This is a genomic window from Thermus kawarayensis JCM 12314, from assembly GCF_055393575.1.
The window spans coordinates 104,301-124,298 of sequence record NZ_AP043756.1; the positions used below are offsets into that span (position 1 = coordinate 104,301).

26 protein-coding genes are annotated in these 19,998 nt (G+C 69.0%); 14 read left to right on the forward strand and 12 right to left on the reverse strand.

The annotated features are described in order from the left end of the window. Positions 1-9: 9 nt before the first annotated feature. Genes ACZ5RK_RS00810 through ACZ5RK_RS00820 form a run of 3 tightly spaced genes read right to left on the reverse strand, consistent with a single transcriptional unit; the run spans position 10 to position 1,683 of the window. Positions 10-690 (reverse strand): uroporphyrinogen-III synthase, encoded by a 681-nt coding sequence (locus ACZ5RK_RS00810; protein WP_464909321.1) that lies wholly within the window; start codon positions 688-690, stop codon positions 10-12. Beyond that, positions 662-1,027, reverse strand: coding sequence for a carboxymuconolactone decarboxylase family protein (locus ACZ5RK_RS00815; protein ID WP_054647257.1), 366 nt, complete (start codon positions 1,025-1,027; stop codon positions 662-664). Before ACZ5RK_RS00815 ends, ACZ5RK_RS00810 begins: the two co-directional genes overlap by 29 nt. After that, on the reverse strand, positions 1,024-1,683 hold the full coding sequence (locus tag ACZ5RK_RS00820) for an HAD family hydrolase (protein ID WP_054647256.1): 660 nt from the start codon (positions 1,681-1,683) through the stop codon (positions 1,024-1,026). The genes ACZ5RK_RS00815 and ACZ5RK_RS00820 overlap by 4 nt, the downstream gene beginning before the upstream one ends. A 78-nt stretch (positions 1,684-1,761) precedes the next feature. Here ACZ5RK_RS00820 and ACZ5RK_RS00825 point away from each other — a divergent pair, with 78 nt between their 5' ends. Both ACZ5RK_RS00825 and ACZ5RK_RS00830 read left to right on the forward strand, forming a co-directional pair. After that, entirely contained in the window at positions 1,762-2,325 is a 564-nt protein-coding gene (locus ACZ5RK_RS00825) for a YceI family protein (protein ID WP_054647255.1), read from the forward strand. Next, positions 2,322-2,903, forward strand: coding sequence for an intradiol ring-cleavage dioxygenase (locus ACZ5RK_RS00830; protein WP_464909322.1), 582 nt, complete (start codon positions 2,322-2,324; stop codon positions 2,901-2,903). Before ACZ5RK_RS00825 ends, ACZ5RK_RS00830 begins: the two co-directional genes overlap by 4 nt. Positions 2,904-2,905: 2 nt before the next feature. On the opposite strand, the gene ACZ5RK_RS00835 is transcribed toward ACZ5RK_RS00830, so the two are convergent. Then, positions 2,906-3,256 carry a HepT-like ribonuclease domain-containing protein gene (locus ACZ5RK_RS00835; protein ID WP_054647254.1) on the reverse strand — a complete coding sequence of 117 codons (351 nt, stop codon included), beginning with the start codon at positions 3,254-3,256 and terminating at the stop codon, positions 2,906-2,908. After that, a complete protein-coding gene (locus ACZ5RK_RS00840) occupies positions 3,249-3,545 on the reverse strand; it encodes a nucleotidyltransferase family protein (RefSeq protein ID WP_054647253.1) in 297 nt (98 codons plus the stop codon). The genes ACZ5RK_RS00835 and ACZ5RK_RS00840 overlap by 8 nt, the downstream gene beginning before the upstream one ends. Before the next feature lie 224 nt (positions 3,546-3,769). Here ACZ5RK_RS00840 and purB point away from each other — a divergent pair, with 224 nt between their 5' ends. From purB to purF, 9 genes are read left to right on the forward strand one after another with little or no spacing between them, the layout of a single operon-like run. Next, on the forward strand, positions 3,770-5,080 hold the full coding sequence (gene purB, locus ACZ5RK_RS00845; RefSeq protein ID WP_464909323.1) for an adenylosuccinate lyase: 1,311 nt from the start codon (positions 3,770-3,772) through the stop codon (positions 5,078-5,080). A 9-nt stretch (positions 5,081-5,089) separates the two neighbouring features. After that, the gene (locus ACZ5RK_RS00850; protein ID WP_054647252.1) at positions 5,090-5,317 is read left to right on the forward strand and encodes a DUF433 domain-containing protein; all 228 of its coding nucleotides are present in this window, start codon (positions 5,090-5,092) and stop codon (positions 5,315-5,317) included. Next, positions 5,314-5,679 (forward strand): DUF5615 family PIN-like protein, encoded by a 366-nt coding sequence (locus ACZ5RK_RS00855; protein ID WP_464909324.1) that lies wholly within the window; start codon positions 5,314-5,316, stop codon positions 5,677-5,679. Before ACZ5RK_RS00850 ends, ACZ5RK_RS00855 begins: the two co-directional genes overlap by 4 nt. 34 nt (positions 5,680-5,713) lie before the next feature. Then, a complete protein-coding gene (gene purC / locus ACZ5RK_RS00860) occupies positions 5,714-6,412 on the forward strand; it encodes a phosphoribosylaminoimidazolesuccinocarboxamide synthase (protein ID WP_464909325.1) in 699 nt (232 codons plus the stop codon). Positions 6,413-6,420: 8 nt separating this feature from the next. Next, positions 6,421-6,675 (forward strand): phosphoribosylformylglycinamidine synthase subunit PurS, encoded by a 255-nt coding sequence (purS, locus tag ACZ5RK_RS00865; protein WP_054647250.1) that lies wholly within the window; start codon positions 6,421-6,423, stop codon positions 6,673-6,675. Next, positions 6,672-7,355 (forward strand): phosphoribosylformylglycinamidine synthase subunit PurQ, encoded by a 684-nt coding sequence (gene purQ / locus ACZ5RK_RS00870; RefSeq protein ID WP_464909326.1) that lies wholly within the window; start codon positions 6,672-6,674, stop codon positions 7,353-7,355. Before purS ends, purQ begins: the two co-directional genes overlap by 4 nt. Next, on the forward strand, positions 7,352-8,065 hold the full coding sequence (locus ACZ5RK_RS00875) for an HAD family hydrolase (RefSeq protein WP_464909327.1): 714 nt from the start codon (positions 7,352-7,354) through the stop codon (positions 8,063-8,065). Before purQ ends, ACZ5RK_RS00875 begins: the two co-directional genes overlap by 4 nt. Beyond that, the gene (gene purL, locus ACZ5RK_RS00880) at positions 8,065-10,242 is read left to right on the forward strand and encodes a phosphoribosylformylglycinamidine synthase subunit PurL (protein WP_464909328.1); all 2,178 of its coding nucleotides are present in this window, start codon (positions 8,065-8,067) and stop codon (positions 10,240-10,242) included. The genes ACZ5RK_RS00875 and purL overlap by 1 nt, the downstream gene beginning before the upstream one ends. Beyond that, the gene (purF, locus tag ACZ5RK_RS00885; protein ID WP_464909329.1) at positions 10,235-11,623 is read left to right on the forward strand and encodes an amidophosphoribosyltransferase; all 1,389 of its coding nucleotides are present in this window, start codon (positions 10,235-10,237) and stop codon (positions 11,621-11,623) included. The genes purL and purF overlap by 8 nt, the downstream gene beginning before the upstream one ends. Here purF and ACZ5RK_RS00890 read toward each other — a convergent pair. Continuing rightward, a complete protein-coding gene (locus ACZ5RK_RS00890) occupies positions 11,620-11,895 on the reverse strand; it encodes a hypothetical protein (RefSeq protein ID WP_054647450.1) in 276 nt (91 codons plus the stop codon). The two genes, purF and ACZ5RK_RS00890, sit on opposite strands and share 4 nt — an antisense overlap. A gap of 47 nt (positions 11,896-11,942) precedes the next feature. Here ACZ5RK_RS00890 and glyA point away from each other — a divergent pair, with 47 nt between their 5' ends. Together glyA and ACZ5RK_RS00900 are read left to right on the forward strand one after the other, a co-directional pair. Continuing rightward, on the forward strand, positions 11,943-13,166 hold the full coding sequence (gene glyA / locus ACZ5RK_RS00895) for a serine hydroxymethyltransferase (protein WP_464909330.1): 1,224 nt from the start codon (positions 11,943-11,945) through the stop codon (positions 13,164-13,166). Between the two features lie 22 nt (positions 13,167-13,188). After that, positions 13,189-14,757, forward strand: coding sequence for a DNA repair protein RecN (locus ACZ5RK_RS00900; RefSeq protein ID WP_464909331.1), 1,569 nt, complete (start codon positions 13,189-13,191; stop codon positions 14,755-14,757). A gap of 31 nt (positions 14,758-14,788) precedes the next feature. Here ACZ5RK_RS00900 and ACZ5RK_RS00905 read toward each other — a convergent pair whose 3' ends face one another. The 5 genes from ACZ5RK_RS00905 to gmk are packed head-to-tail and all read right to left on the reverse strand — an operon-like array spanning position 14,789 to position 18,040. Continuing rightward, the gene (locus ACZ5RK_RS00905; protein WP_464909332.1) at positions 14,789-15,400 is read right to left on the reverse strand and encodes a MarC family protein; all 612 of its coding nucleotides are present in this window, start codon (positions 15,398-15,400) and stop codon (positions 14,789-14,791) included. A gap of 3 nt (positions 15,401-15,403) precedes the next feature. Continuing rightward, positions 15,404-15,898, reverse strand: a complete 495-nt coding sequence (gene argR / locus ACZ5RK_RS00910) for an arginine repressor (RefSeq protein WP_054647791.1) — start codon at positions 15,896-15,898, stop codon at positions 15,404-15,406. Between the two features lie 9 nt (positions 15,899-15,907). Continuing rightward, on the reverse strand, positions 15,908-17,095 hold the full coding sequence (coaBC, locus tag ACZ5RK_RS00915) for a bifunctional phosphopantothenoylcysteine decarboxylase/phosphopantothenate--cysteine ligase CoaBC (protein ID WP_464909333.1): 1,188 nt from the start codon (positions 17,093-17,095) through the stop codon (positions 15,908-15,910). Further along, positions 17,095-17,397, reverse strand: coding sequence for a DNA-directed RNA polymerase subunit omega (gene rpoZ / locus ACZ5RK_RS00920; RefSeq protein ID WP_054647735.1), 303 nt, complete (start codon positions 17,395-17,397; stop codon positions 17,095-17,097). Before rpoZ ends, coaBC begins: the two co-directional genes overlap by 1 nt. Further along, positions 17,378-18,040: a guanylate kinase gene (gene gmk, locus ACZ5RK_RS00925; RefSeq protein ID WP_054647734.1), complete on the reverse strand. Its 663-nt coding sequence runs from the start codon at positions 18,038-18,040 to the stop codon at positions 17,378-17,380. Before gmk ends, rpoZ begins: the two co-directional genes overlap by 20 nt. A gap of 91 nt (positions 18,041-18,131) precedes the next feature. On the opposite strand from gmk, the gene ACZ5RK_RS00930 reads away from it, so the two are divergent. Beyond that, on the forward strand, positions 18,132-19,559 hold the full coding sequence (locus ACZ5RK_RS00930; protein WP_464909334.1) for a glycoside hydrolase family 13 protein: 1,428 nt from the start codon (positions 18,132-18,134) through the stop codon (positions 19,557-19,559). On the opposite strand, the gene ACZ5RK_RS00935 is transcribed toward ACZ5RK_RS00930, so the two are convergent. Continuing rightward, positions 19,536-19,997, reverse strand: coding sequence for a methylated-DNA--[protein]-cysteine S-methyltransferase (locus ACZ5RK_RS00935; protein WP_464909335.1), 462 nt, complete (start codon positions 19,995-19,997; stop codon positions 19,536-19,538). The two genes, ACZ5RK_RS00930 and ACZ5RK_RS00935, sit on opposite strands and share 24 nt — an antisense overlap. Between the last annotated feature and the right edge of the window lies 1 nt (position 19,998).

Here is a 19,998-nt window from a genome sequence, read left to right on the forward strand (position 1 = left end):
GGGAAGCCCCTACCCCTCGAGGGCCCGGAGGATGGCCCGGAAGAGGCCCTCCAGTCCCGGCCTTTCCGCCTCCACCATGGGAAAGCCAAGCCGCCTGGCCTCCTGCCCGGTGCTCGGGCCGATGCAGGCCGCCTTGGGGCGGCGATCCGTCCAGCGGGCGTAGGCCCTGGCCCCGCTCGGGCTAAAGAGGGCCACCACCTCCGCCCGCGCCAGGAGGGCCACCTCCTCCGGGGCCAGGGGCCTTTCCCGGGTGGCGTAGACCTCCTCTCGCACCACCTCCACCCCCCGCGCCCTAAGCCCCTCCTCCAGGTCCCGCCCTGCCAGGTCCCCGGCCACGAAGAGGACCCTCCTTGCCTCGGGGAAGCCCTGGGCCAGGTCCCAGGCCGTGGCCCTTTCCGGCACGAAGGCGGGGAAAAGCCCCCCTTCTGCCAAGACCTTCCCCGTGCCCTCCCCCACCGCCGCCACCCGGAGGGAGGGGCGCCCCGCCTCCTCCCAGGCAAGGAGGAGCCTTTTCGCCCCCTCCTTGGAGGTCACGGCCACGAAGTCCCAGCCCTCCCTAAGCCTCTCGGGCAGGAGGGCAAGCCCCGGGAGGTCCACCTGCTCCAAAAGGGCCACCTCCACGGCCTTAAGGCCCAGGGCGGCGAGCCTCTCAAGAAGCGCCCTATCCTTTCCCCTCGTGAGGAGCACCACGGCCCTTGAGCACCTTCTGGAAGAGCTTCATGGCGGCCAGGGCCCGGGGGAAGCCGAGGAAGAGGGCGGACTGCAGGATGGCCTCCCGCACCTCCCTTTCCGTGGCCCCCACCCTCAAGGCACCTTCCAGGTGGGTGGCGAGCTCCTTGGGGCTTCCCAAGGCGATCAAAGCGGTGATGGCGAGAAGCTCCCGCGTCTTCAGGTCCAGACCCGGCCTGGCCAGCACCTCCTCGTAGGCGAAGTCCCGGATGTAGCGGAAAAGGTCCCCGTCCACCTCCTTGAGGGCTTCCTCAATGGCCCCGGCCTTCTCCCCCCAGATGGCCTCCCGGACGCTCATGGCAGAAAGTCTAGCACCGCCTGGAGGCGGGAAAGGGCCTTGGGGTTTTCCCCCAAGGGGTCAAAGAGGAGGGCCTTCATCCCCACGGCCTCCGCCCCCAAGAGGTCCGCCTCCGAGTCCCCCACGTGCACCGCCTCCTCCGGGGAGGCCCCGAGGGCCAAGAGGGCCTCCTGGAAGAGCCTGGGGTCGGGCTTGGCGTAGCCGGAGAGGGCGCTTACCGCCAGGTGGTCAAAGTACCGCCTCAGGCCCACCACCTCCAGAATCTCGGGCAAGGTAGCGTCCCAGTTGGAGACCACGGCCAGGGGGTACCCCTTCGCCTTCAGGGCCTTCAGGGTCTCCTCCGCCCCCGGGGCGAGGGGCCAGAAACGGGGGTCTCGCCAGTGGGCCACAAGCTCTTGGGAGAGGGCCTCGGCGTGGTCCTCGAGGCCCATCCCCACAAAAAGCCTCCGGTGGAACTCCCGCCAAAGCCCGAGGGCCCCTTCCAGGTCCCGGGCCAAGAGGTGGTGGTCCTCGTAGAAGCGGAAGGCCTCGAGGGCCGCCCGCCTGGGGTCCAGCCGGGGCTTAAGCCCCCGCTCCTCCAGGAAGGGCAGCAGCCAGAAGCGCGGGCTTGCCAGGATCAGGGTGTTGCCCACGTCAAAGGTCAGGGCCCGGACCATGGCCTTAGTCTATACCGCTTCTAACCCGGGCCTAATGCCCCTTCGCTATGCTGGTCATAGCGCAAAGGGAGGTGGAAGATGAGAGGATGGCTCTTCGCGGCGGCGATCTTCGCCCTATCGGCCCTGGCCCAGACCTTTGAGGTGGTCTCGGGGGAGGCCCGCTACCGGGTGCGGGAGGAGCTTCTGCAGGTGGGCCTCGCTGACGCCGTGGGCACCACCAAGGCAGTGCGGGGGGAGGTCCGGCTCCAAGGCAGGCGGGTGGGCGGGGAGTTTGCGGTGGACCTGAGGGAGCTCAGAAGCGACCAGGCCCGGCGGGACAACTACCTGCGCCAGAACACCTTGCAGACCGACCGCTTCCCCTTCGCCACCTTCCGCCCCAAGGAGGTCAAGGGCCTTCCCAACCCCTTGCCGCAACGGGGCAAGGTGCCCATCCAGGTGGTGGGGGACCTCACCCTCCGGGAGGCCACGGAGGAGGTGGTCTGGGAGGGAGAGGCCGAGTTTCTGGGCCAGGAGGTGCGGGTCTTTTTGAAAACGGAGTTCCCCTTTGAGAAGTTCCGGCTCGCCCAGCCCCGGGTGCCCATCCTCCTCAGCGTGGAAAACCGCATCCGGCTGGAGGTGGAGCTCCTCTTGAGGCGCAAATGAGACGGCGTGCCTTTCTAGGGATTTTCCTCCTCCCCCTGGCCCGGGGACAAGGGACCTGCGCCCCCACCCCGGCCCTCACCCAAGGCCCCTACTACCTCAGGGAGGTCCCCGAGCGGGAGGATTTGAGGGAGGGGCTTCCCGGGGTGCCTTTGCGCCTCCTTCTCCGGGTGCAGGACCGGGCCTGCAGGCCCCTAAAGGGGGCGCGGGTGGACCTCTGGCACACGGACGCCCTGGGCCGCTACTCGGGGGTGAATGCCCCCGGGGTCTTCTGCCGGGGCTTCCGGCGCACGGACGGGGAGGGAAGGGTGGCCTTCCTCACCCTCTTCCCCGGGTGGTACCCAAGCCGCACCCCCCACCTCCACCTGCGGGTGGAGGCAGAAAATCGGGTTTTCGCCACCCAGCTCTTCTTCTCCGAGGAAGTCCAGCGCCAGGTCTACGCCCTCCCGCCCTACTGGGAAAGGGGGATGCCCCGGGTGAACAACCGCCAAGACGGCCTCTTCCGGGCGGACCTCCTCCTTCCCCTGGAGCGGGAGGGGGAGGGCTTTCGGGGAACCTTCGCCCTCGCCTTACCCGGCTGAGGCTACCCTCCCCCTAGCTCCGCCATCATCCGCCGTAGCGCCTCCTTTAGATCCGGCAAGCTCTGCCGGACCACGGTCCAAAGGATTTCCACGTCCACGGCAAAATACTCGTGCACCACAACGTTGCGCAGGCCGATCACCCGCCGCCACGGAACCTCCGGGTAGCGCTCCCGAATCTCCAGGGGGATTTGCCGGGCCGCTTCGCCGATGACTTCTAGGTTACGGACCACGGCGTCCACGGTGCGGTCATCCTGGGCGAAGCGTTCCGGGGTTAGCCCGGCGGTGTAGCGCTCAATCTTTTCTAAGCTTTCCAATATATCTCGGAGAAGGAGGCGCGCGTCCCGCCTAGACATAGACCAAGTCCTCTTGCACCACCTGCCACAAGTGCGGCTTACGCCGTAAGGCCCCCGCAGTGAGCAGGTCCACCGGAAGCCCCAGTAAGGCTTCCAGGTAATCGCGTAGGTCCACGATCTCCCACCCTAGGGGGCGTTCTAGCGCTACCAGGATGTCCACGTCGCTTAAGGGAGTGGCCTCCCCCCGGGCGTAGGAGCCGAAAATGGCCAGCTCCCCCACGCCGAAGCGTGCCCGAAGCTCCGGCTTGTGTCGGGCCAGGATGCGCCGGATCTCGCCCAGGGTCTTCATGGCCTGCTGCCCCCTAGTGGGGGGAAAACATCCCGCCATCTCAAGTATACACCCCCCACCTAAGCGCCTGCACTTTGGTTTCGCAACATGGGATGCCCAAGCTGGGGCTGGGGGGGACTTTTTTTGGGGGGCCCCACCGCGGCGAAAGCCGCGGGGGGGTACCTAGGCCCCTCCTCCAGGCTTCCTTGGCCAACCCCTGCCCGTTCCCTGGTACCCTAAAGGGCATGATCGCCCGCTACCAGACGCCGGAGATGGCCCGCCTCTGGTCGGAGGAGAGCCGCTACCGGATGTGGGCCCTGGTGGAGGCCTACGCCCTCGAGGCCTGGGAGGCCTTGGGGGAGGTGCCGAAGGGCCTCTCGGGAAGGCTTTTGGGAAAGCTGGAGAAGAGGCCCCTGGACGGGGCCTTCGCCCGGAGGGTGGCCGAGCTGGAGGAGACCACCCGCCACGACCTGGTGGCCTTCACCCGGGCCCTCACCCAGTGGACGGAAGACGAGGAGGTGGGGCGCTACCTCCACCTGGGCCTCACCAGCTCGGACGTGGTGGACACGGCGCAGAACGCCCTCCTGGTGGAGGCCCTGGACCTCATCCTGGAGGAGCTAAAGGGGGTAGAGGAGGCCCTCAAGGCCCTCGCCCTCCGCCACAAGCACACCCCCGCCATCGCCCGCACCCACGGGGTCCACGCCGAGCCCACGAGCTTCGGCCTCCGCTTCCTCTCCTTCCTCGCCGCCTTCCAAAGGGACGAGGAGAGGCTTGGGCGGGCGAAGGGCACCATCGGCGTGGCCATGCTCTCGGGCTCCGTGGGCAACTACGCCCACGTCCCCCCCGAGGTGGAGGCCCACGTGGCCTTTAGGCTCGGCCTCCGCCCCGAGCCCCTCTCCACCCAGGTGGTCCCCCGGGACCGGCACGCCGAGGTCATGGCGGCCCTCGCCATCCTGGGGGGCAACCTGGAGCGGGTGGCGGTGGAGCTAAGGCACCTCCAGCGCACGGAGGTCCTCGAGGTCCAGGAGCCCTTCCAAGAAGGCCAGACGGGAAGCTCCAGCATGCCCCACAAGAAAAACCCCGTGGGCCTGGAGAACCTCACCGGGGTGGCGAGGCTCTTAAGGGGCTACCTAGGGCCCGCCTTGGAGGACATCGCCCTCTGGCACGAGCGGGATATCTCCCATTCCTCGGTGGAGAGGGTCATCCTCCCCGACGCCACCACCCTGGCCCACTACGCCCTGAGGCGGCTCAAGGGGATCCTAAAGGGCCTCGTGGTCTATGAGAAGAACCTGAAGAGGAACCTGGACCTCACCCGGGGCCTCGTCTACTCCCAACAGGTCCTGAACGGCCTCATCGCCCGTGGCCTCTCCCGGGACAGGGCCTACGCCATCGTCCAGCGGAACGCCCTAAGGAGCTGGGAGGAGGAGAAAGGCTTCCTGGAGCTTCTGGAGGAGGACCCCGAGAACCCCCTCAAGGGAGAGGCTCTGAGGGCCCTCTTCAACCCAAAGCCCTTCCTCCGGCACGTGGACGCCATCTACGCCCGGTTCGGGCTCTAGAATGAGGACATGCCCCGTTTTAGCCGGATCACCCACGATCCTCGCCTCTTCGGCGGTAAGGCCACCATCCGGGGGATGCGCCTCACGGTGGCGGCCTTGCTCCGGCGGCTGGCCCACGGAGAACGTCCCGAGGACCTCCTCCGGGACTACCCGGAGCTTACCCCTGAGGACATTCGGGAAGCCTTGGCCTACGCCGCTTGGAGGCTAGAGGAAGAAGAGCACGCTTTGAGCCCGTGAAGATCCTGGTGGACATGAACCTCTCCCCGCGCTGGCGGGAAGCCCTCCAGGCCTCGGGGTACGAAGCCATTTGGTGGCGCGATGTGGGCCCGGAAAACGCCCCCGACGAGGTTCTCTTCGCTTGGGCCAGGGAGCGGGGCTATACGGTCCTCACTGCCGATCTGGACTTCGGCTACCTCCTCTCCCTCACAGGAGAGGAGGGACCTAGCGTGATCCTCCTCCGCCTCCCCTACACAGAACCCCCTGAGGCCCTACCGCAGGTGCTGGAAGTCTTAAGTCGCTTCTCCGAGGCTTTGCAGCGGGGAGCCCTAGCGGTGATCGGCCCCGAAAAAACGCGGCTTCGCCTCCTGCCGCTACAATGAGGGCAAAGGGCCCTGCGCCCCTTTGAGGAGAGGCATGGAAAAGCTTTACGAGGGCAAGGCCAAGGTGCTCTACCGGGAAGGCCCGGACACCTTAAGGGTCTACTTCAAGGACGAGGCCACGGCCTTCAACGCGAAGAAGCGGGGGGTGATCCCCGGCAAGGGCGTGGTGAACAACAAGGTCTCGGCGGCCCTCTTCCGCTACCTCGAGGCCCACGGGGTGAGGACCCACTTCCTGGAGGAGGTCTCCGAGCGGGAGATGCGGGTGAGGCGGGTGGCCATCCTCCCCCTGGAGGTGATCCTGCGCTTTAGGGCGGCGGGGAGCTTCGCCCGGCGCTACGGCCTAAAGGAGGGGACCCCGCTGAAGATGCCCCTTCTGGAGTTCTCCCTCAAAAACGACGCCCTGGGGGACCCCTTGATCTGCGAGAACGCCGTCCTGGCCCTGGAGCTCGCCACGGAGGAGGAGCTGGGTGCGGTGAAGGCCACCACGCTCCGGGTGGGGGAGCTCCTCCAGGCCTTCTTCGCCAAGAGGGGCCTGGAACTCGTGGACTTCAAGCTGGAGTTCGGGAAGGAGGACGGGGAGATCCTCCTCGCCGACGAGATCAGCCCCGACACCATGCGCCTTTGGGACGAAAGGGGGGAGCCTTTGGACAAGGACCGCTTCCGCAAGGACCTAGGCGGCGTGGAGGAGGCCTACCAGGAAGTGCTGAAGAGGGTCCTCTCGGGCCCCCAGTAGGGTAACCTATGCCTCGCTACCAGGCCACCCTTTTGATTGAGCTCAAGGACGGGATCCTGGACCCCCAGGGCCGGGCGGTGGAGGGGGTGCTTCGGGACCTCGGCCACCCGGTGGAGGGGGTGCGGGTGGGGAAGGTGCTGGAGATCGTCTTCCGGGCGGAAAGCCTCCTCGAGGCCGAGGAGAAGGCCAAGGCCTTCGGCCAGCTCCTCGCCAACCCGGTGATGGAGGTCTACGCCTTGGAAAGCCTCAAGGAGCTCCCATGAGGTGGGCCATCGTCCGCTTCCCGGGCGCAAACTGCGACGAGGACGCCCGCTTCGCCCTGGAGAAGGCGGGGGTCCAGGCGGTGTTCGTCTGGCACACGGAGCGGGACCTCCGGGGCTTTGACGGGGTCTTCCTCCCCGGGGGGTTCAGCTACGGGGACTACCTGAGGGCGGGGGCCCTCGCCGCCAAGAGCCCGGTGATGGAGGCCGTGCGCCGCTTCGCCCGGGAGGGGCGGTACGTGGTGGGGGTCTGCAACGGCTTCCAGGTCCTCACCGAGGCGGGGCTCCTGCCGGGGGCTTTGCTCGCCAACCTCAACCTCCACTTCACCTGCAAGGAGGTGGGGGTGCGGGTGGAGCGGGACGACCTCCCCTTCACCCGCCTCTACCGGAAGGGCCAGGTCCTGAGGCTCCCCATCGCCCACGCCGAGGGACGCTACTACGCCGACCCCAAGACCCTGGAGCGCCTGGAAGGGGAAGGCCTCGTGGTCTTCCGCTATGCGCCCCTAAAGGGGGAGGCCGACTACAACCCCAACGGGAGCCTCCACGACATCGCGGGGATCGTGAACGAAGCGGGGAACGTCCTCGGCCTGATGCCCCACCCCGAACGGGCCGTGGACGAGGTCTTGGGGAACACCGACGGGCTTCCCTTCTTCCTGGGGCTCGTCAGGGAGGTGGTCCGATGAAGCCGAAAGCCATCACCTTTGACTTCTGGGGCACCCTCTTCACCGAGGGGGAGGCGTTTTTGGAAAAGGTCATGCCCGCCCGGTACGAGGTCCTTTTGGACGCCCTCTCCGAGGCCGGGCACCCGGCGGAGGAGGCCGAGGTGCGGGAGGCCTACCGCCAGGCCTCCTTGGCCTTTGAGGAGGCCTGGAAGGCGGGGGAGCACATGCCGGTCTACGAGCGGGTGGCCCGCATCTTCGCCCTCCTCGGCGCCCCCCACGACCCGGGCCTCATCGCCCTCACCGCAAGGCGCCTGGAGGAAACCTCCCTCCTCGCCCCCCTCGAGCCCCTCCCCGGGGTGGAGGCCCTGAAGGAGCTCGCCAAGAAGTACCCTCTGGCCCTGGTCTCCGACACCGGCATGACCCCGGGCCGCCTTCTCAGGGAGCACCTCAAGCGGCAGGGCCTGGACGTCTTCCAGGCCTTTAGCTTCTCCGACGAGACCGGCCACGTGAAGCCGAAGCCCGAGGCCTTCCGCGTGGCCCTGGAGGCCCTGGGGGTCGCCCCCGAGGAGGCCCTCCACGTGGGGGACCTGCCCCAGACGGACATCAAGGGGGCCTTCGGGGCGGGCTATCCCTGGGCGGTCCAGTACGTGGGCCTGAGGGAGGTGAACGGGGAGGTGAGGCCCACGGCCAAGGTGAAGGACCACCGGGAGCTTCTCTCCCTCCTCACGTGATGGAAGCCCTAGCCAAGGAGATGGGGATCCCCCCGGAGGAGTACCGGGAGATGGTAAGGCGGCTTGGGCGGGAGCCAGGCAGGGTGGAACTCCTCCTCTTCAAGGTCATGTGGAGCGAGCACTGCGCCTACAAGAACTCCCGCCCTCTCCTAAAGGAGCTTCCCAAGGAGGGGGAAGCGGTCCTCCAGGGCCCGGGGGAGAACGCCGGCGTGGTGCGGGTGGGCGAAGGGTGGGCCGTGGCCTTCAAGATCGAGAGCCACAACCACCCCTCGGCGGTGGAACCCTTCCAGGGGGCGGCCACGGGGGTGGGGGGAATCCTCCGGGACATCATGAGCATGGGGGCCCGCCCCATCGCCCTCCTGGACTCCCTGCGCTTCGGCCCTCCGGAGGACCCCAAAAGCCGCTACCTCCTCAAGGGGGTGGTCTCGGGCATCGCCTTTTACGGCAACGCCATCGGGGTGCCCACGGTGGGCGGGGACCTCTACTTCCACGAGGGCTACCGGGAAAACCCCCTGGTGAACGCCATGTGCCTGGGCCTCCTGAGGGAGGAGCACCTGAAGAAGAGCCGGGCCTCCCTGGGCCGCCCCATCTACTACGCCGGGGCCAAGACGGGCCGGGACGGCATCGGTGGGGCGGCCTTCGCAAGCCGGGAGCTTCGGGAGGAAAAGGAGGAGGACCGCCCGGCGGTGCAGGTGGGGGACCCCTTCCTCGGCAAGCTCCTCATGGAGGCCACCCTCGAGGCCATAGAGCTGGACCTGGTGGAGGGCGTCCAGGACATGGGGGCGGCGGGGCTCACCAGTAGCCTCGCCGAGCTTGCCCACAAGTCGGGCCTCGGGGTGGAGCTTAACCTGGACCTCGTCCCCACCCGGGAAGAGGGGATGCGCCCCGAGGAGCTCCTCCTTTCGGAAAGCCAGGAGCGCATGGTCCTGGTGCCCAGGGAGGGGAAGGAAGGGGCCTTGGAGGAGGTCTTCCGCAGGTGGGGCCTGGACTGCGTGCCCGTGGCCAGGACCATCCCGGAAAGGGTCTTCCGCGTCCTCTTCCGGAAAGAGGTGGTGGCCGAGGTCCCCACCGAGGCCCTGGCCGAGGCCCCCACCTACGTGCGCCTTGGGCGGGAGGACCCGGAGGTGCGGAGGCTCCGGGAAACCCCCCTTCCCCCCCTGGAGGCCGACCCCCGGGAGGCCCTCCTGAGGCTCCTGGCCTCCCCCAACCTGGCGAGCCGGGAGGCGGTCTACGAGCGCTACGACCACCAGGTGGGGACCCGCACCGCCCTCCTCCCCGGCAAGGGGGACGCCGCCGTCCTCTGGATCAAGGGAACCCGCCTGGGCGTGGCCGCCAAGGTGGACCAGAACCCCCGGTATAGCCGCCTCCATCCCCGCCTCGGGGCCATGCACGCCCTGGCGGAGGCCTGCCGGAACGTAAGCGTGGTGGGGGCGAGGCCTTTAGCCTACACCGACGGCCTCAACCTGGCAAGCCCGGAGACCCCCGAGGGCTACCACGAGCTCCAGGAGACCATCGCGGGCCTCAGGGAGGCCAGCGAGGCCCTGGGCATCCCCGTGGTCTCGGGGAACGTCTCCCTCTACAACGAGGCCTCGGGAAGGCGCATCCCCCCCACGGCCATGGTGGGGGTGGTGGGGGTCCTGGAGGTGGACAAGCGGGCGGAGATGGGCTTTAGGCGCCCGGGAGAGGTCCTCCTCCTCCTCGGGGAGGAGGAGGGGGAGCTTGGGGCGAGCGAGGTCCTCTACGTCCTCACGGGCCTCGAGGCGGGCCACCCCCCCAGGCTGGACCTCGGGCGGGAAAAGGCGGTGCAGGAAGCCATCCGGGAGCTCATCCAAAGAGGCCTCACCCGCACCGCCCACAACGTGGCGGAAGGAGGGCTCCTGGTGGCCCTGGCGGAGATGACCTTCCCCTACGGGGTGGGGGCCACGGTGGAGATGCGGGGGGGGAGCCTAAGGGCCCTCTTCGGCGAGGCGCCAAGCCGCATCCTCTTCACCGTGGACAAGACCCGCCTCCAGGAGGCCACGCTTCTTTTGGAGGAGCGGGGCCTTCCCTACCGCATCCTGGGGGAGACCGGGGGGAAGACCCTCACGGTCCTCACCCCCAAGGGGGTGCTAGAGTGGGGCCTGGAGGAACTGCTTTCCGCCTGGAAAGCGCCCCTCAGGGAGGTCTTGGATGGATAAGCCCCAGGAGGAGTGCGGGGTCCTCGGGCTTTGGAGCGAAAGCCCCCTGGACGTGGCGGGGCTTCTGCACCTGGGGCTTCTCGCCCTGCAGCACCGGGGCCAGGAGGCCGCCGGCATGGCCGTCACCGACGGCCGGGAGTTCCTGGTGGAGAAGGACCTAGGCCTGGTGAACCAGGTCTTCACCGAGGAGCGCCTGGGGAGGCTCCGCCTCCCGGAGGTCCACCTGGGCATCGCCCACACCCGCTACTCCACCACGGGCTCCAACCTGCGCATCAACGCCCAGCCCCTCACCGCCCGCACCGCCCACGGGGTCCTGGCCATCGCCCACAACGGCAACTTCGTGAACGCCAAGCCCCTAAGGGACCGTCTCCTCCGGGAGGGGGCCACCTTCCAGAGCACCTCGGACACCGAGGTCATGCTCCTCCTCCTGGCCCGCCTGGGCCACCTCCCCCTCCCCGAGGCCGCTGCCGAGGCCATGCAGGGGCTGGAGGGGGGGTACTCCATCCTCCTCATGGACCGCAAGACCCTCCTCGCCCTCCGGGACCCCCACGGGGTGAGGCCCCTGGTCCTCGGCCGGGCCCCCTGGGGCTACGCCTTCGCCTCCGAGCCCCCGGCCCTAAGCCTCATGGGGGCGGAGTACCTGCGGGAGGTGCGCCCCGGGGAGGTGGTCTGGGTGGAGGAGGGGGAAGTCAAAAGCCTCCAGGTCCTCCCCCCAAGCCCCACCCCTTGCGCCTTTGAGTGGATCTACTTCGCCCGGCCCGACAGCGTCCTGGACGGCACCGAGGCCTACGAGGCCCGGGTGCGGATGGGGGTGGAGCTCTTCCGGGAGGCCCCCGCCGAGGCCGACCTCGTGGTCCCCGTGCCGGACTCGGGCATCGGGGCCGCCGTGGGCTACGCCAAGGCCAGCGGGCTTCCCCTGGAGTTCGGCCTCTACAAGAACCCCTACGCCGGGCGCACCTTCATCCAGCCCACCCAGGAGCTCCGCGACCTGAAGACCAGGCTCAAGCTCTCCCCCACGGGGGCGGTGAAGGGCAAGCGGGTGGTCCTGGTGGACGACTCCATCGTGCGGGGCACCACCAGCCGCCGCATCGTGGGGATGCTGAAGGAGGCGGGGGCCCTCGAGGTCCACTTCCGCGTCAGTAGCCCCCCCATCCGCTTCCCCTGCTACTACGGCATAGACACCGCCGCCCGCAAGGAGCTCATCGCCGCCCAGAAGAGCGTGGAGGAGATCCGGGCCTACATCGGGGCCGACTCCCTGGCCTTCCTCTCCGAGGAGGGGGTGAGGCGGGCCATCGGGGGGCCCGTCTGCCTGGCCTGCTTCAACGGGCGCTACCCCGCCGGGGTTCCCGTGGAAGGGGAGAAGCTGGTCTTGGAGCTTTAGGCCCGCGGCGGGGCGTTTCGCCTCAGGAAAAGGCCAAGCACCAACCCGCCCAGGAAGCCCACCAGCAAAAAGGCGAAGGCGAAGGCCCCGGTGGAGGCCAGGTGCCAGCCGAAGAACCAGTAGCTGCACACCGCATACCGCTCCACCTGGACCCGCACCAGCTCGGGGAGGTCGCGGCTCGTGGTGAAGTTGATGAGGAGGATGGCCAGGAGGAGGACCAAGAGGGTAACGAGGGCCGCCCACTTGAGAACGGTCCAGGCATTCGCCTTCATGGCCTAAGCTTACCAGCCCCTTGGGGTCCAGGGCCTATAATCGGACCATGGTCGGCACGAGCCTAAGGGACGAGGCCCTCTTTGCCCTCATCGCCCTGGAGGAGAAGCGCCAGCGGGAAGGCCTGGAGCTCATCGCCAGCGAGAACTTCGTATCCAAGCAGGTGCGGGAGGCGGTGGGGAGCGTCCTCACCAACAAGTACGCCGAGGGCTACCCCGGGGCCCGGTACTACGGGGGGTGCGAGGTCATTGACCAGGTGGAGTCCCTGGCCATAGAGCGGGCCAAAGGGCTTTTCGGGGCCGCCTGGGCCAACGTCCAGCCCCACTCCGGCTCCCAGGCCAACATGGCCGTCTACATGGCCCTCATGGAGCCCGGGGACACCCTCCTGGGCATGGACCTGGCCGCCGGAGGGCACCTCACCCACGGCTCCCGGGTGAACTTCTCCGGAAAGCTCTACAAGGTGGTCTCCTACGGGGTCCGCCCGGACACGGAACTCATAGACCTGGAGGAGGTGCGCCGCCTGGCCCTGGAGCACCGCCCCAGGGTCATCGTGGCCGGGGCCAGCGCCTACCCCCGCTTCTGGGACTTTAAGGCCTTCCGGGAGATCGCCGAGGAGGTGGGGGCCTATTTGGTGGTGGACATGGCCCACTTCGCCGGGCTCGTGGCGGCCGGGCTCCACCCCAACCCCGTCCCCTTCGCCCACGTGGTCACCAGCACCACCCACAAGACCCTGAGGGGCCCCCGGGGCGGCCTCATCCTCTCCCAGGACCCGGAGCTCGGCAAAAAAATAGACAAGCTCATCTTCCCGGGAATCCAGGGAGGGCCCCTGGAGCACGTCATCGCCGGGAAGGCGGTGGCCTTCTTTGAGGCCATGCAGCCCGAGTTCAAGGAGTATAGCCGTCTGGTGGTGGAAAACGCCAAGCGGCTGGCGGAGGCGCTCGGCAAGAGGGGCTACCGCGTGGTCACCGGAGGAACGGACAACCACCTCTTCCTTTTGGACCTGCGCCCCAAGGACCTCACGGGCAAAGAGGCGGAGGAGCGCCTGGACCGGGTGGGGATCACGGTGAACAAGAACGCCATCCCCTTTGACCCCAAGCCCCCCCGGGTCACCTCGGGGATCCGCATCGGCACCCCGGCCATCACCACCCGGGGCTTCACCCCCGAGGAGATACCCCTCATCGCCGAGCTCATAGACCGGGCCCTCACGGAAGGCCCCTCGGAGGCCCTGAGGGAGGAGGTCCGGCGGCTCGCCCTGGCCCACCCCATGCCCTGAGGCCTCCCCTAAAATAAGGGGGATGCTCCAGCGCCTCGAGGTGAGAAACCTCGCCGTCATCCGGGAGGCCGCCCTGGAGCTCGCCCCGGGCCTCAACGTCCTCACCGGGGAAACCGGGGCAGGAAAGAGCCTCCTGGTGGACGCCCTGGCCCTCCTCCTGGGGGAGAAGCCCGAGGGGAGGGTGGGGCCCTTTGGGGAGAGCCTCCTGGTCACCGCCTTCTTCCAGGGGGAGGGGGAGCGGGTCCTCTCCCGGAGGGTGGGAAGCCGCTCCACCCCCCGGATTGACGGGGAGGTGGTGAGCCTCAAGGAGCTCCAGGAGGAAGGGGAACGGTGGCTCTCCCTCCACGCCCAGCACGCCGCCCTCGCCCTCCTCTCCCCCAGGCGGCAGAGGGAGCTTCTGGACGCCCTCCTGGACCCTGCGCTCCTCGCCCGCTACCAGGAGGCCTACGCCCGCCACCAGGCCCTGAAGGGGGAAAAGGAAGCCCTGGAAGAGGCCTTGAGGGCCAAGGCCGAGCGGGAGGACCTGCTCCGCTTCCAGCTGAAGGAGATCGCCGAGGCCAAGCCCCGCCCGGGGGAGGACGAGGAGCTTCTGCAGGAGGCCAGGAAGCTCCGCCACCTGGAGGCCCTGAGGGAGCGGGCCTCCCGGGCCTACAGCCTCCTGGAGGAGGGGGCCTTGGAACCCCTGGAGGCCGCCCTCAGGGAGGTCAGGGCCGGGGGGCGGTTTGACCGGGCCCTGGAGGCCCTAGCCCAGGACCTGGAGACCGCCCTCCAGGGGGCCCAGGCCGTGGCCCGGGAGCTTGCGGACTACCTGGAGGGCCTGGAGGGGGACCCAGAGCGCCTCCTGGCCCTGGAAGCCCGCCTCTCCCTCCTGGAGCGCCTCAAGCGCAAGTACGGGCCCACCCTGGAGGACGTCCTGGCCCATGGGGAAAGGGCAAGGAGGGAGCTTTCCACCCTGGAGGGCGGGGAGGCCCGGCTTCAGGAGGTGGCCCGGGAGCTGGCCGAGGCCGGAGAGGCCCTCCTCCTCGCCGGGGAGGCCCTAAGGGAAGCCCGGGCCAAGGCGGCGCGGGAGCTTGTGGCGGGGATGGAACGGGAGCTTTCCGAGCTCGGCTTTCCCAAGGCCCGCTTCCAGGTAGACCTCAAGCCCCTCCCGGAGCCGGGGCCCTTTGGCCTCGAGGAGGTGGCCTTCCGCTTCTCCGCCAACCCCCACCTCCCCCCCGCCCCCCTCGCGGCGGCCAGCGGCGGGGAGCTTTCCCGCATCGCCCTGGCCCTGGCCCTCCTCACGGGGGCCGAGGCCCCCACCGTGGTCTTTGACGAGGTGGACACCGGCATCGGCGGGGAGACCGCCTGGAAGGTGGCCGAGCGCCTGGCCCGCCTGGCCCAGACCCGGCAGGTTCTGGTGGTCACCCACCTGCCCCAGATCGCCGCCCGGGCCCACCGCCACCTGAAGGTGGTGAAGGAGGGGGAGGAGGTGCGGGTGGAAGTCCTGGAGGGGGAGGCCAGGGTGCGGGAACTGGCCCGCCTCCTCTCCGGCCAGTACACCGAGGCCGCCCTCTCCCACGCCCGGCTCCTCCTGGAGCGCCCCGGGGTCTAGGGCTGAGCCCAGGATGGGGTGGGCCGCGGGCCTAAAGAAGGCCCTTGACCCCCTGGGCCACGTACTGCACCGCCAAGGCGGCGAGGAGGATGCCCAGGACCCGGGTCACCACGTTGACCCCCGTGCGCCCTAGGGCCCGGCGCACCCGGATGGCCGCCCGCAGGAAGAGGTAGGCCAGGGCCAGGACCAAAAAGGCCGTGAGGAGGACCACCCCCACCCCCAGGGGCACCCGCGTGGCCTCCGCCCCCAGGACCAGCACGCTGGCCAAGGCCCCGGGCCCGGCGATGAGGGGGATGGCCAGGGGAAAGACGGAGATGTCCGCCCGCTCCAAGGCCTCCTTGGCCTCCTCCTCCGTCTCCCGCTCGTGGTGGGCGAAGACCATCTCCGTGGCGATGCGGAAAAGGAGGATACCCCCGGCCACCCGCAGGGCGTCCAGGCTGATGCCCAGGTAGCCCAGAAGCCCCCGGCCGAAAAAGAAGAAGAAGGTGAGAAGCCCCCCCGCCACCAGGACCGCCTTGCGGGCGATGCGGGCCTGCTCCTTGGGGGAGCGGTCCCCGGCTAGGGCCAAAAACACCGGCACCAGGCCCACCGGGTCCATGACCACGAAGAGGGTGAGGAAGGACTTCAGGAAAAACTCGGGCACGGCTCAGGAGGGGGCCAGCCTCGGCCCCAGGCCCTTCCCCGAAAGGAGAAGCCCGCCGAACTCCTCCTCCAAGGCCTTGGCGTCCTCCTCCGTGCGGGCCACCACCAAAATGGTGTCCTCCCCCGCCAGGGTGCCCACGATCTCGTCCCGCTTCAGGCGGTCTATGAGGAGGGCGATGCCCGAGGCGTGCCCCTCGGCGGTCTTGAGCACCAAGAGGTTGCCGCCCCGGTCCACGTCCTTCACGAAGAGGCCCACCTGCCGCTTTAGCTCCTCGTACACGTCCTCGGGAAGCTCCATGGAGGGGAGGGCGTACTTGTGCCGCCCCTTGCCCAAGGCCACCCGGGCCAAGCGGAGCTCGGCGATGTCGCGGCTCACCGTGGCCTGGGTCACCTCAAACCCGAGCTGGCGCAGGCGCTCCACCAGCTCCTTCTGGGTGCTGATCTCCTCCTTGCGCACGATCTCCTGGATGGCGCGGTGCCGCTCCGCCTTGCTGCGCATACCCACCCCTTAGCGCTTAAGCTCCTTGACCAGGTCCAGTATACGTTCGGCCACTTCCCGCTTCCTCATCCGGGGAAGCTCCAGAACCCGCCCGTCCCTGAGGAGGAGGACCACCTGGTTCTCCAGGCTCCCAAAGCCCACCCCCTCCCGGTTGACCCAGTTGAGGACGATGAGGTCCAGGTTCTTGCGCTTTAGCTTCTCCCTGGCCCGCTCCAGACCCTCCCCGGTCTCCATGGCGAAGCCCACCAGGACCCGGCCCTCCTTCTTCTCCCCAAGCTCCTTGAGGATATCGGGGTTCGGCACCAGGCGCAGGACCTTTTCCGCTTCGGCCTTGGGCTCCTTCTCCGCCAGGGTTTTCTCCGGGCGGTAGTCGGCCACCGCCGCCGCCATCACCACGGCCTCCGCCCAGCCGTAGCGGCCGAGGAGGGCCTTTTGCATCTCCAGGGCGCTTTCCACCCGCACCACCTCCACCCCCCAGGGGTCGGGAAGGGAGGTGGGGCCCGAGACCAAGACCACCTCCGCCCCCCGGTCCCGGGCGGCCTCGGCCACGGCGTAGCCCATCCGCCCGGAGGAGGGGTTGGAGATGAAGCGCACGGGGTCCAGATACTCCCGGGTGGGCCCGGCGGAAACCAGGAGGCGGAGGCCCTTCAGGTCCTTGGGGGCGAGGAGGGCGTGGAGGCGCTCCACCAGCTCCTCGGGCTCCAGCATCCGCCCCCACCCCTCCCCCTCCCCCACCGCCGCCAAGGGCCCGTAGGCGGGGCCGAAGAGGGCGTGGCCCAGGGCCTTAAGCCGCTCGGCGTGGGCCTGGACCTGGGGGGAAAGCCACATGGCCTCGTTCATGGCGGGGGCCCAGGCCACCCGCCTGGCCCCGGCGAGCAGGGTGGCGGAGAGGAGGTCGTCGGCCAGGCCCAGGGCGGCCTTGGCCATGGCGTCCGCCGTGGCAGGGGCCACCAGGACCGCCTCCGCCCAGCGGGCGAGCTCTATGTGGAGGGCCCGTCCATCGGGCCGGAACCAGGCCTCCTCCGTGGCCACCTCACCCCCCGCGGCCACCGCCAGGGAAAGGGGGGTGATGAAGGCCAAGGCCCTCTCCGTGGCCAGGACCCGGACCTCGTGCCCTCTCGCCCGGAGGAGGCGGAGGAGGTGGGGGGCCTTGAGGGCCGCCACCCCTCCCGTGACCGCCACCAGCACCCGGGCCACTAGGCCTCCTCTTCCCCCACGGGGTAAAGCTTCTCCATCTCCTTTTGCAGGCGGTCCTCGGGGACCAGCCCCTCCCCGAAGACGAGCCTCCCCACCAGAAGCTCCTTCATGGCCCAGGTGACGGCGTTGGGGTCGTCAAAGAGGCCCTCGAGGGTGCGCATCTTCGGCCTTTCCTCCGGTTCCAAGACGGTGTTCTTGAAGCGATGGCGCAAAAGCTGCTGGGCCCTCTTGGCCACCACCACCGTGAGCCGGTACTTGGAATCCACCATGCCAAAAAGCTTGTCAATCCCCGGTTCCGCCATGGCTCCTCCTAAGAACCTCGTCCAGATCCCTTTCCAGAACCTCGTCCCGCGCCAAGGCCCGCCCGATGGCCTCCTCCATCCGCGCCTGGCGGCGGCGCTCGGCGGTGAGGATGGCCAAGAAGTCGGACACGGCCTCCTCCAGAACGTCGTTCACCACCACGTAGTCAAAGCGGTGGGCGTTCCTCATCTCCCTCTCCGCCTGCTCCAGGCGCTTCCGAATCCTCTCGGGGTCGTCCGTGCCCCGGTAGACCAGGCGCCGCTTCAGCTCGGAGAGGGAAGGGGGCACCAAAAAGATGAGCACGGCCTCGGGCATCCTCTCCTTCACCTGGAGGGCCCCCTGGACCTCAATCTCCAAGAGCACGTCCTCTCCCCTGGCCAGGGCCCGCTCCACCGGGGCCTTAGGGGTGCCGTAGAGGTGCCCCACGTACTCGGCGTGCTCCAGAAACCCCCCCTGGGCGAGGAGGGCCTCAAAGGTGGGCCGGTCCACGAAGTAGTAGTCCACCCCGTGCCGCTCCCCCGGGCGGGGGGGACGGGTGGTCATGGAGATGGAGTAGAAGAGGCGGGTGCGCTCCAGGACCTTGGCCCGCACCGTGCCCTTGCCCACCCCACTGGCCCCGGTCATGACGAAGAGCTGGCCCCGCATACCCCTCACCCCGGGAGGATACCAAAAGCCCCTGGACCCGGCAAGGATTTTTGTGATCTGGGCACATTCTTCCTGTGGTACACTCTGGCCCATGGCCTGGTACGAGGGCGCCTTCTTCTACCAGATCTTCCCCGACCGCTTCTTCCGCTCAGGCCCACCGGGCAGGCCCGCCCCCGCGGGGCCCCTGGAGGCCTGGGAGGCCCCCCCCACCCTCCGGGGCTTCAAGGGGGGGACCCTCTGGGGCGTGGCGGAGAAGATCCCGTACCTTCTGGACCTGGGGGTGGAGGCCCTCTACCTCAACCCCGTCTTCGCCTCCACCGCCAACCACCGCTACCACACCGTGGATTATTTCCAGGTAGATCCCCTCCTGGGAGGCAACGCCGCCCTCCGCCACCTCCTGGAGGTGGCCCACGCCCACGGGATCAGGGTCATCCTGGACGGGGTCTTCAATCACACGGGAAGGGGCTTTTTCGCCTTCCAGCACCTTTTGGAAAACGGGGAGGCGAGCCCGTACCGGGACTGGTACCACGTGAAGGGCTTCCCCCTCAACGCCTACGGCCTCGAGCCCAACTACGAGGCCTGGTGGGGCAACCCCGAGCTTCCCAAGCTCAAGGTGGAAACCCCGGCGGTGCAGGAGTACCTGCTCTCCGTGGCCGAGCACTGGGTGCGCTTCGGAGCCGACGGCTGGCGGCTGGACGTGCCGGGCGAGATCCCGGACCCCGAGTTCTGGCGGGCCTTCCGCCGGCGGGTGAAGGGGGCGAACCCCGAGGCCTACCTGGTGGGGGAGGTCTGGGAAGAAGCCGACTCCTGGCTCCAGGGGGACATGTTTGACGCCACCATGAACTACCCCCTGAGCCGGGCCCTCCTGGGCTTCGTGGGCGGGGAGGCTTTGGACCGGGAGCTTTCCGCCCGCTCAGGCCTGGGGCCCATTGAGCCCCTCCAGGCCCTGGCCTTCAGCCACCGCCTGGAAAACCTCTTCGGCCGCTACCGGGAGGAGGTGGTGCGGGCCCAGATGAACCTCCTCACCTCCCACGACACCCCCCGCCTCCTGAGCCTCCTGCGGGGCAGCGTGGAGCGGGCAAGGCTGGCCTTGGCCCTGCTCTTCCTCCTCCCCGGGAACCCTACGGTCTACTACGGGGAAGAGGTGGGCATGGAAGGGGGCCCCGACCCGGAGAACCGGGGCGGGATGGTCTGGGAGGAGGCCCGCTGGCAAAGGGCCATCCGGGAAACGGTGAGGCGGCTGGCCCGGCTCAGGAAGGAGCACCCCCTCCTGCGCACCGCCCCCTACCGGCGCGTCTACGCCGCGGACGGGCACCTGGCCTTCACCCGGGGGCCCTACCTGGTGGTGGTGAACGCCACCCCCCACCCCTTCCGCCAGGACTTCCCCCTGCACGGGGCCCTGCCCCGGGGGGCCCGGGCGGTGGACCTCCTCTCGGGAAGCCTCTGCACCCCCATGGGGGGGCGCCTTTGCGGCCCCGAGCTTCCCCCTTTTTCCCTAGCGGTCTGGGTGGAGGTTTAGGACCCCTTCAAAGGCGAGGAGCCAGCGCTTCAACCCCTCCTGCCCGGCGAAGCCCCCGAGGCGCCCGTCGGCGTGGATCACCCGGTGGGCCGGCACCAGGAGGAAAAAGGGGCAGGCCCTAAGGGCCGCCCCCACGGCCCGGGGGGCAAGGCCCAGCTCCAGGGCCAGGCTCCCGTAGCTTTCCGTCTTCCCGTAAGGGATGCGCCGCACCCGTTGGTAGAGGGCGGTGCGCCCCGGGGAAAGGCCGGTGTAGTCCAGGGGCAGGTCCAAAAAATCGGGCCTCTCCCCGGCGAAGTAGGCCTCCACCCTTTCCCGCACCGCCCGGGCCAAAGGACCTGCCGCCTCTTCTCCCCGGGGAAAGAGGGCGGGCTCCAGGCGCCGCACCCCCAGGGGGGAGACCTCCAGCCAAAGAGGCCCTAGGGGCGTGGGAATCCACACG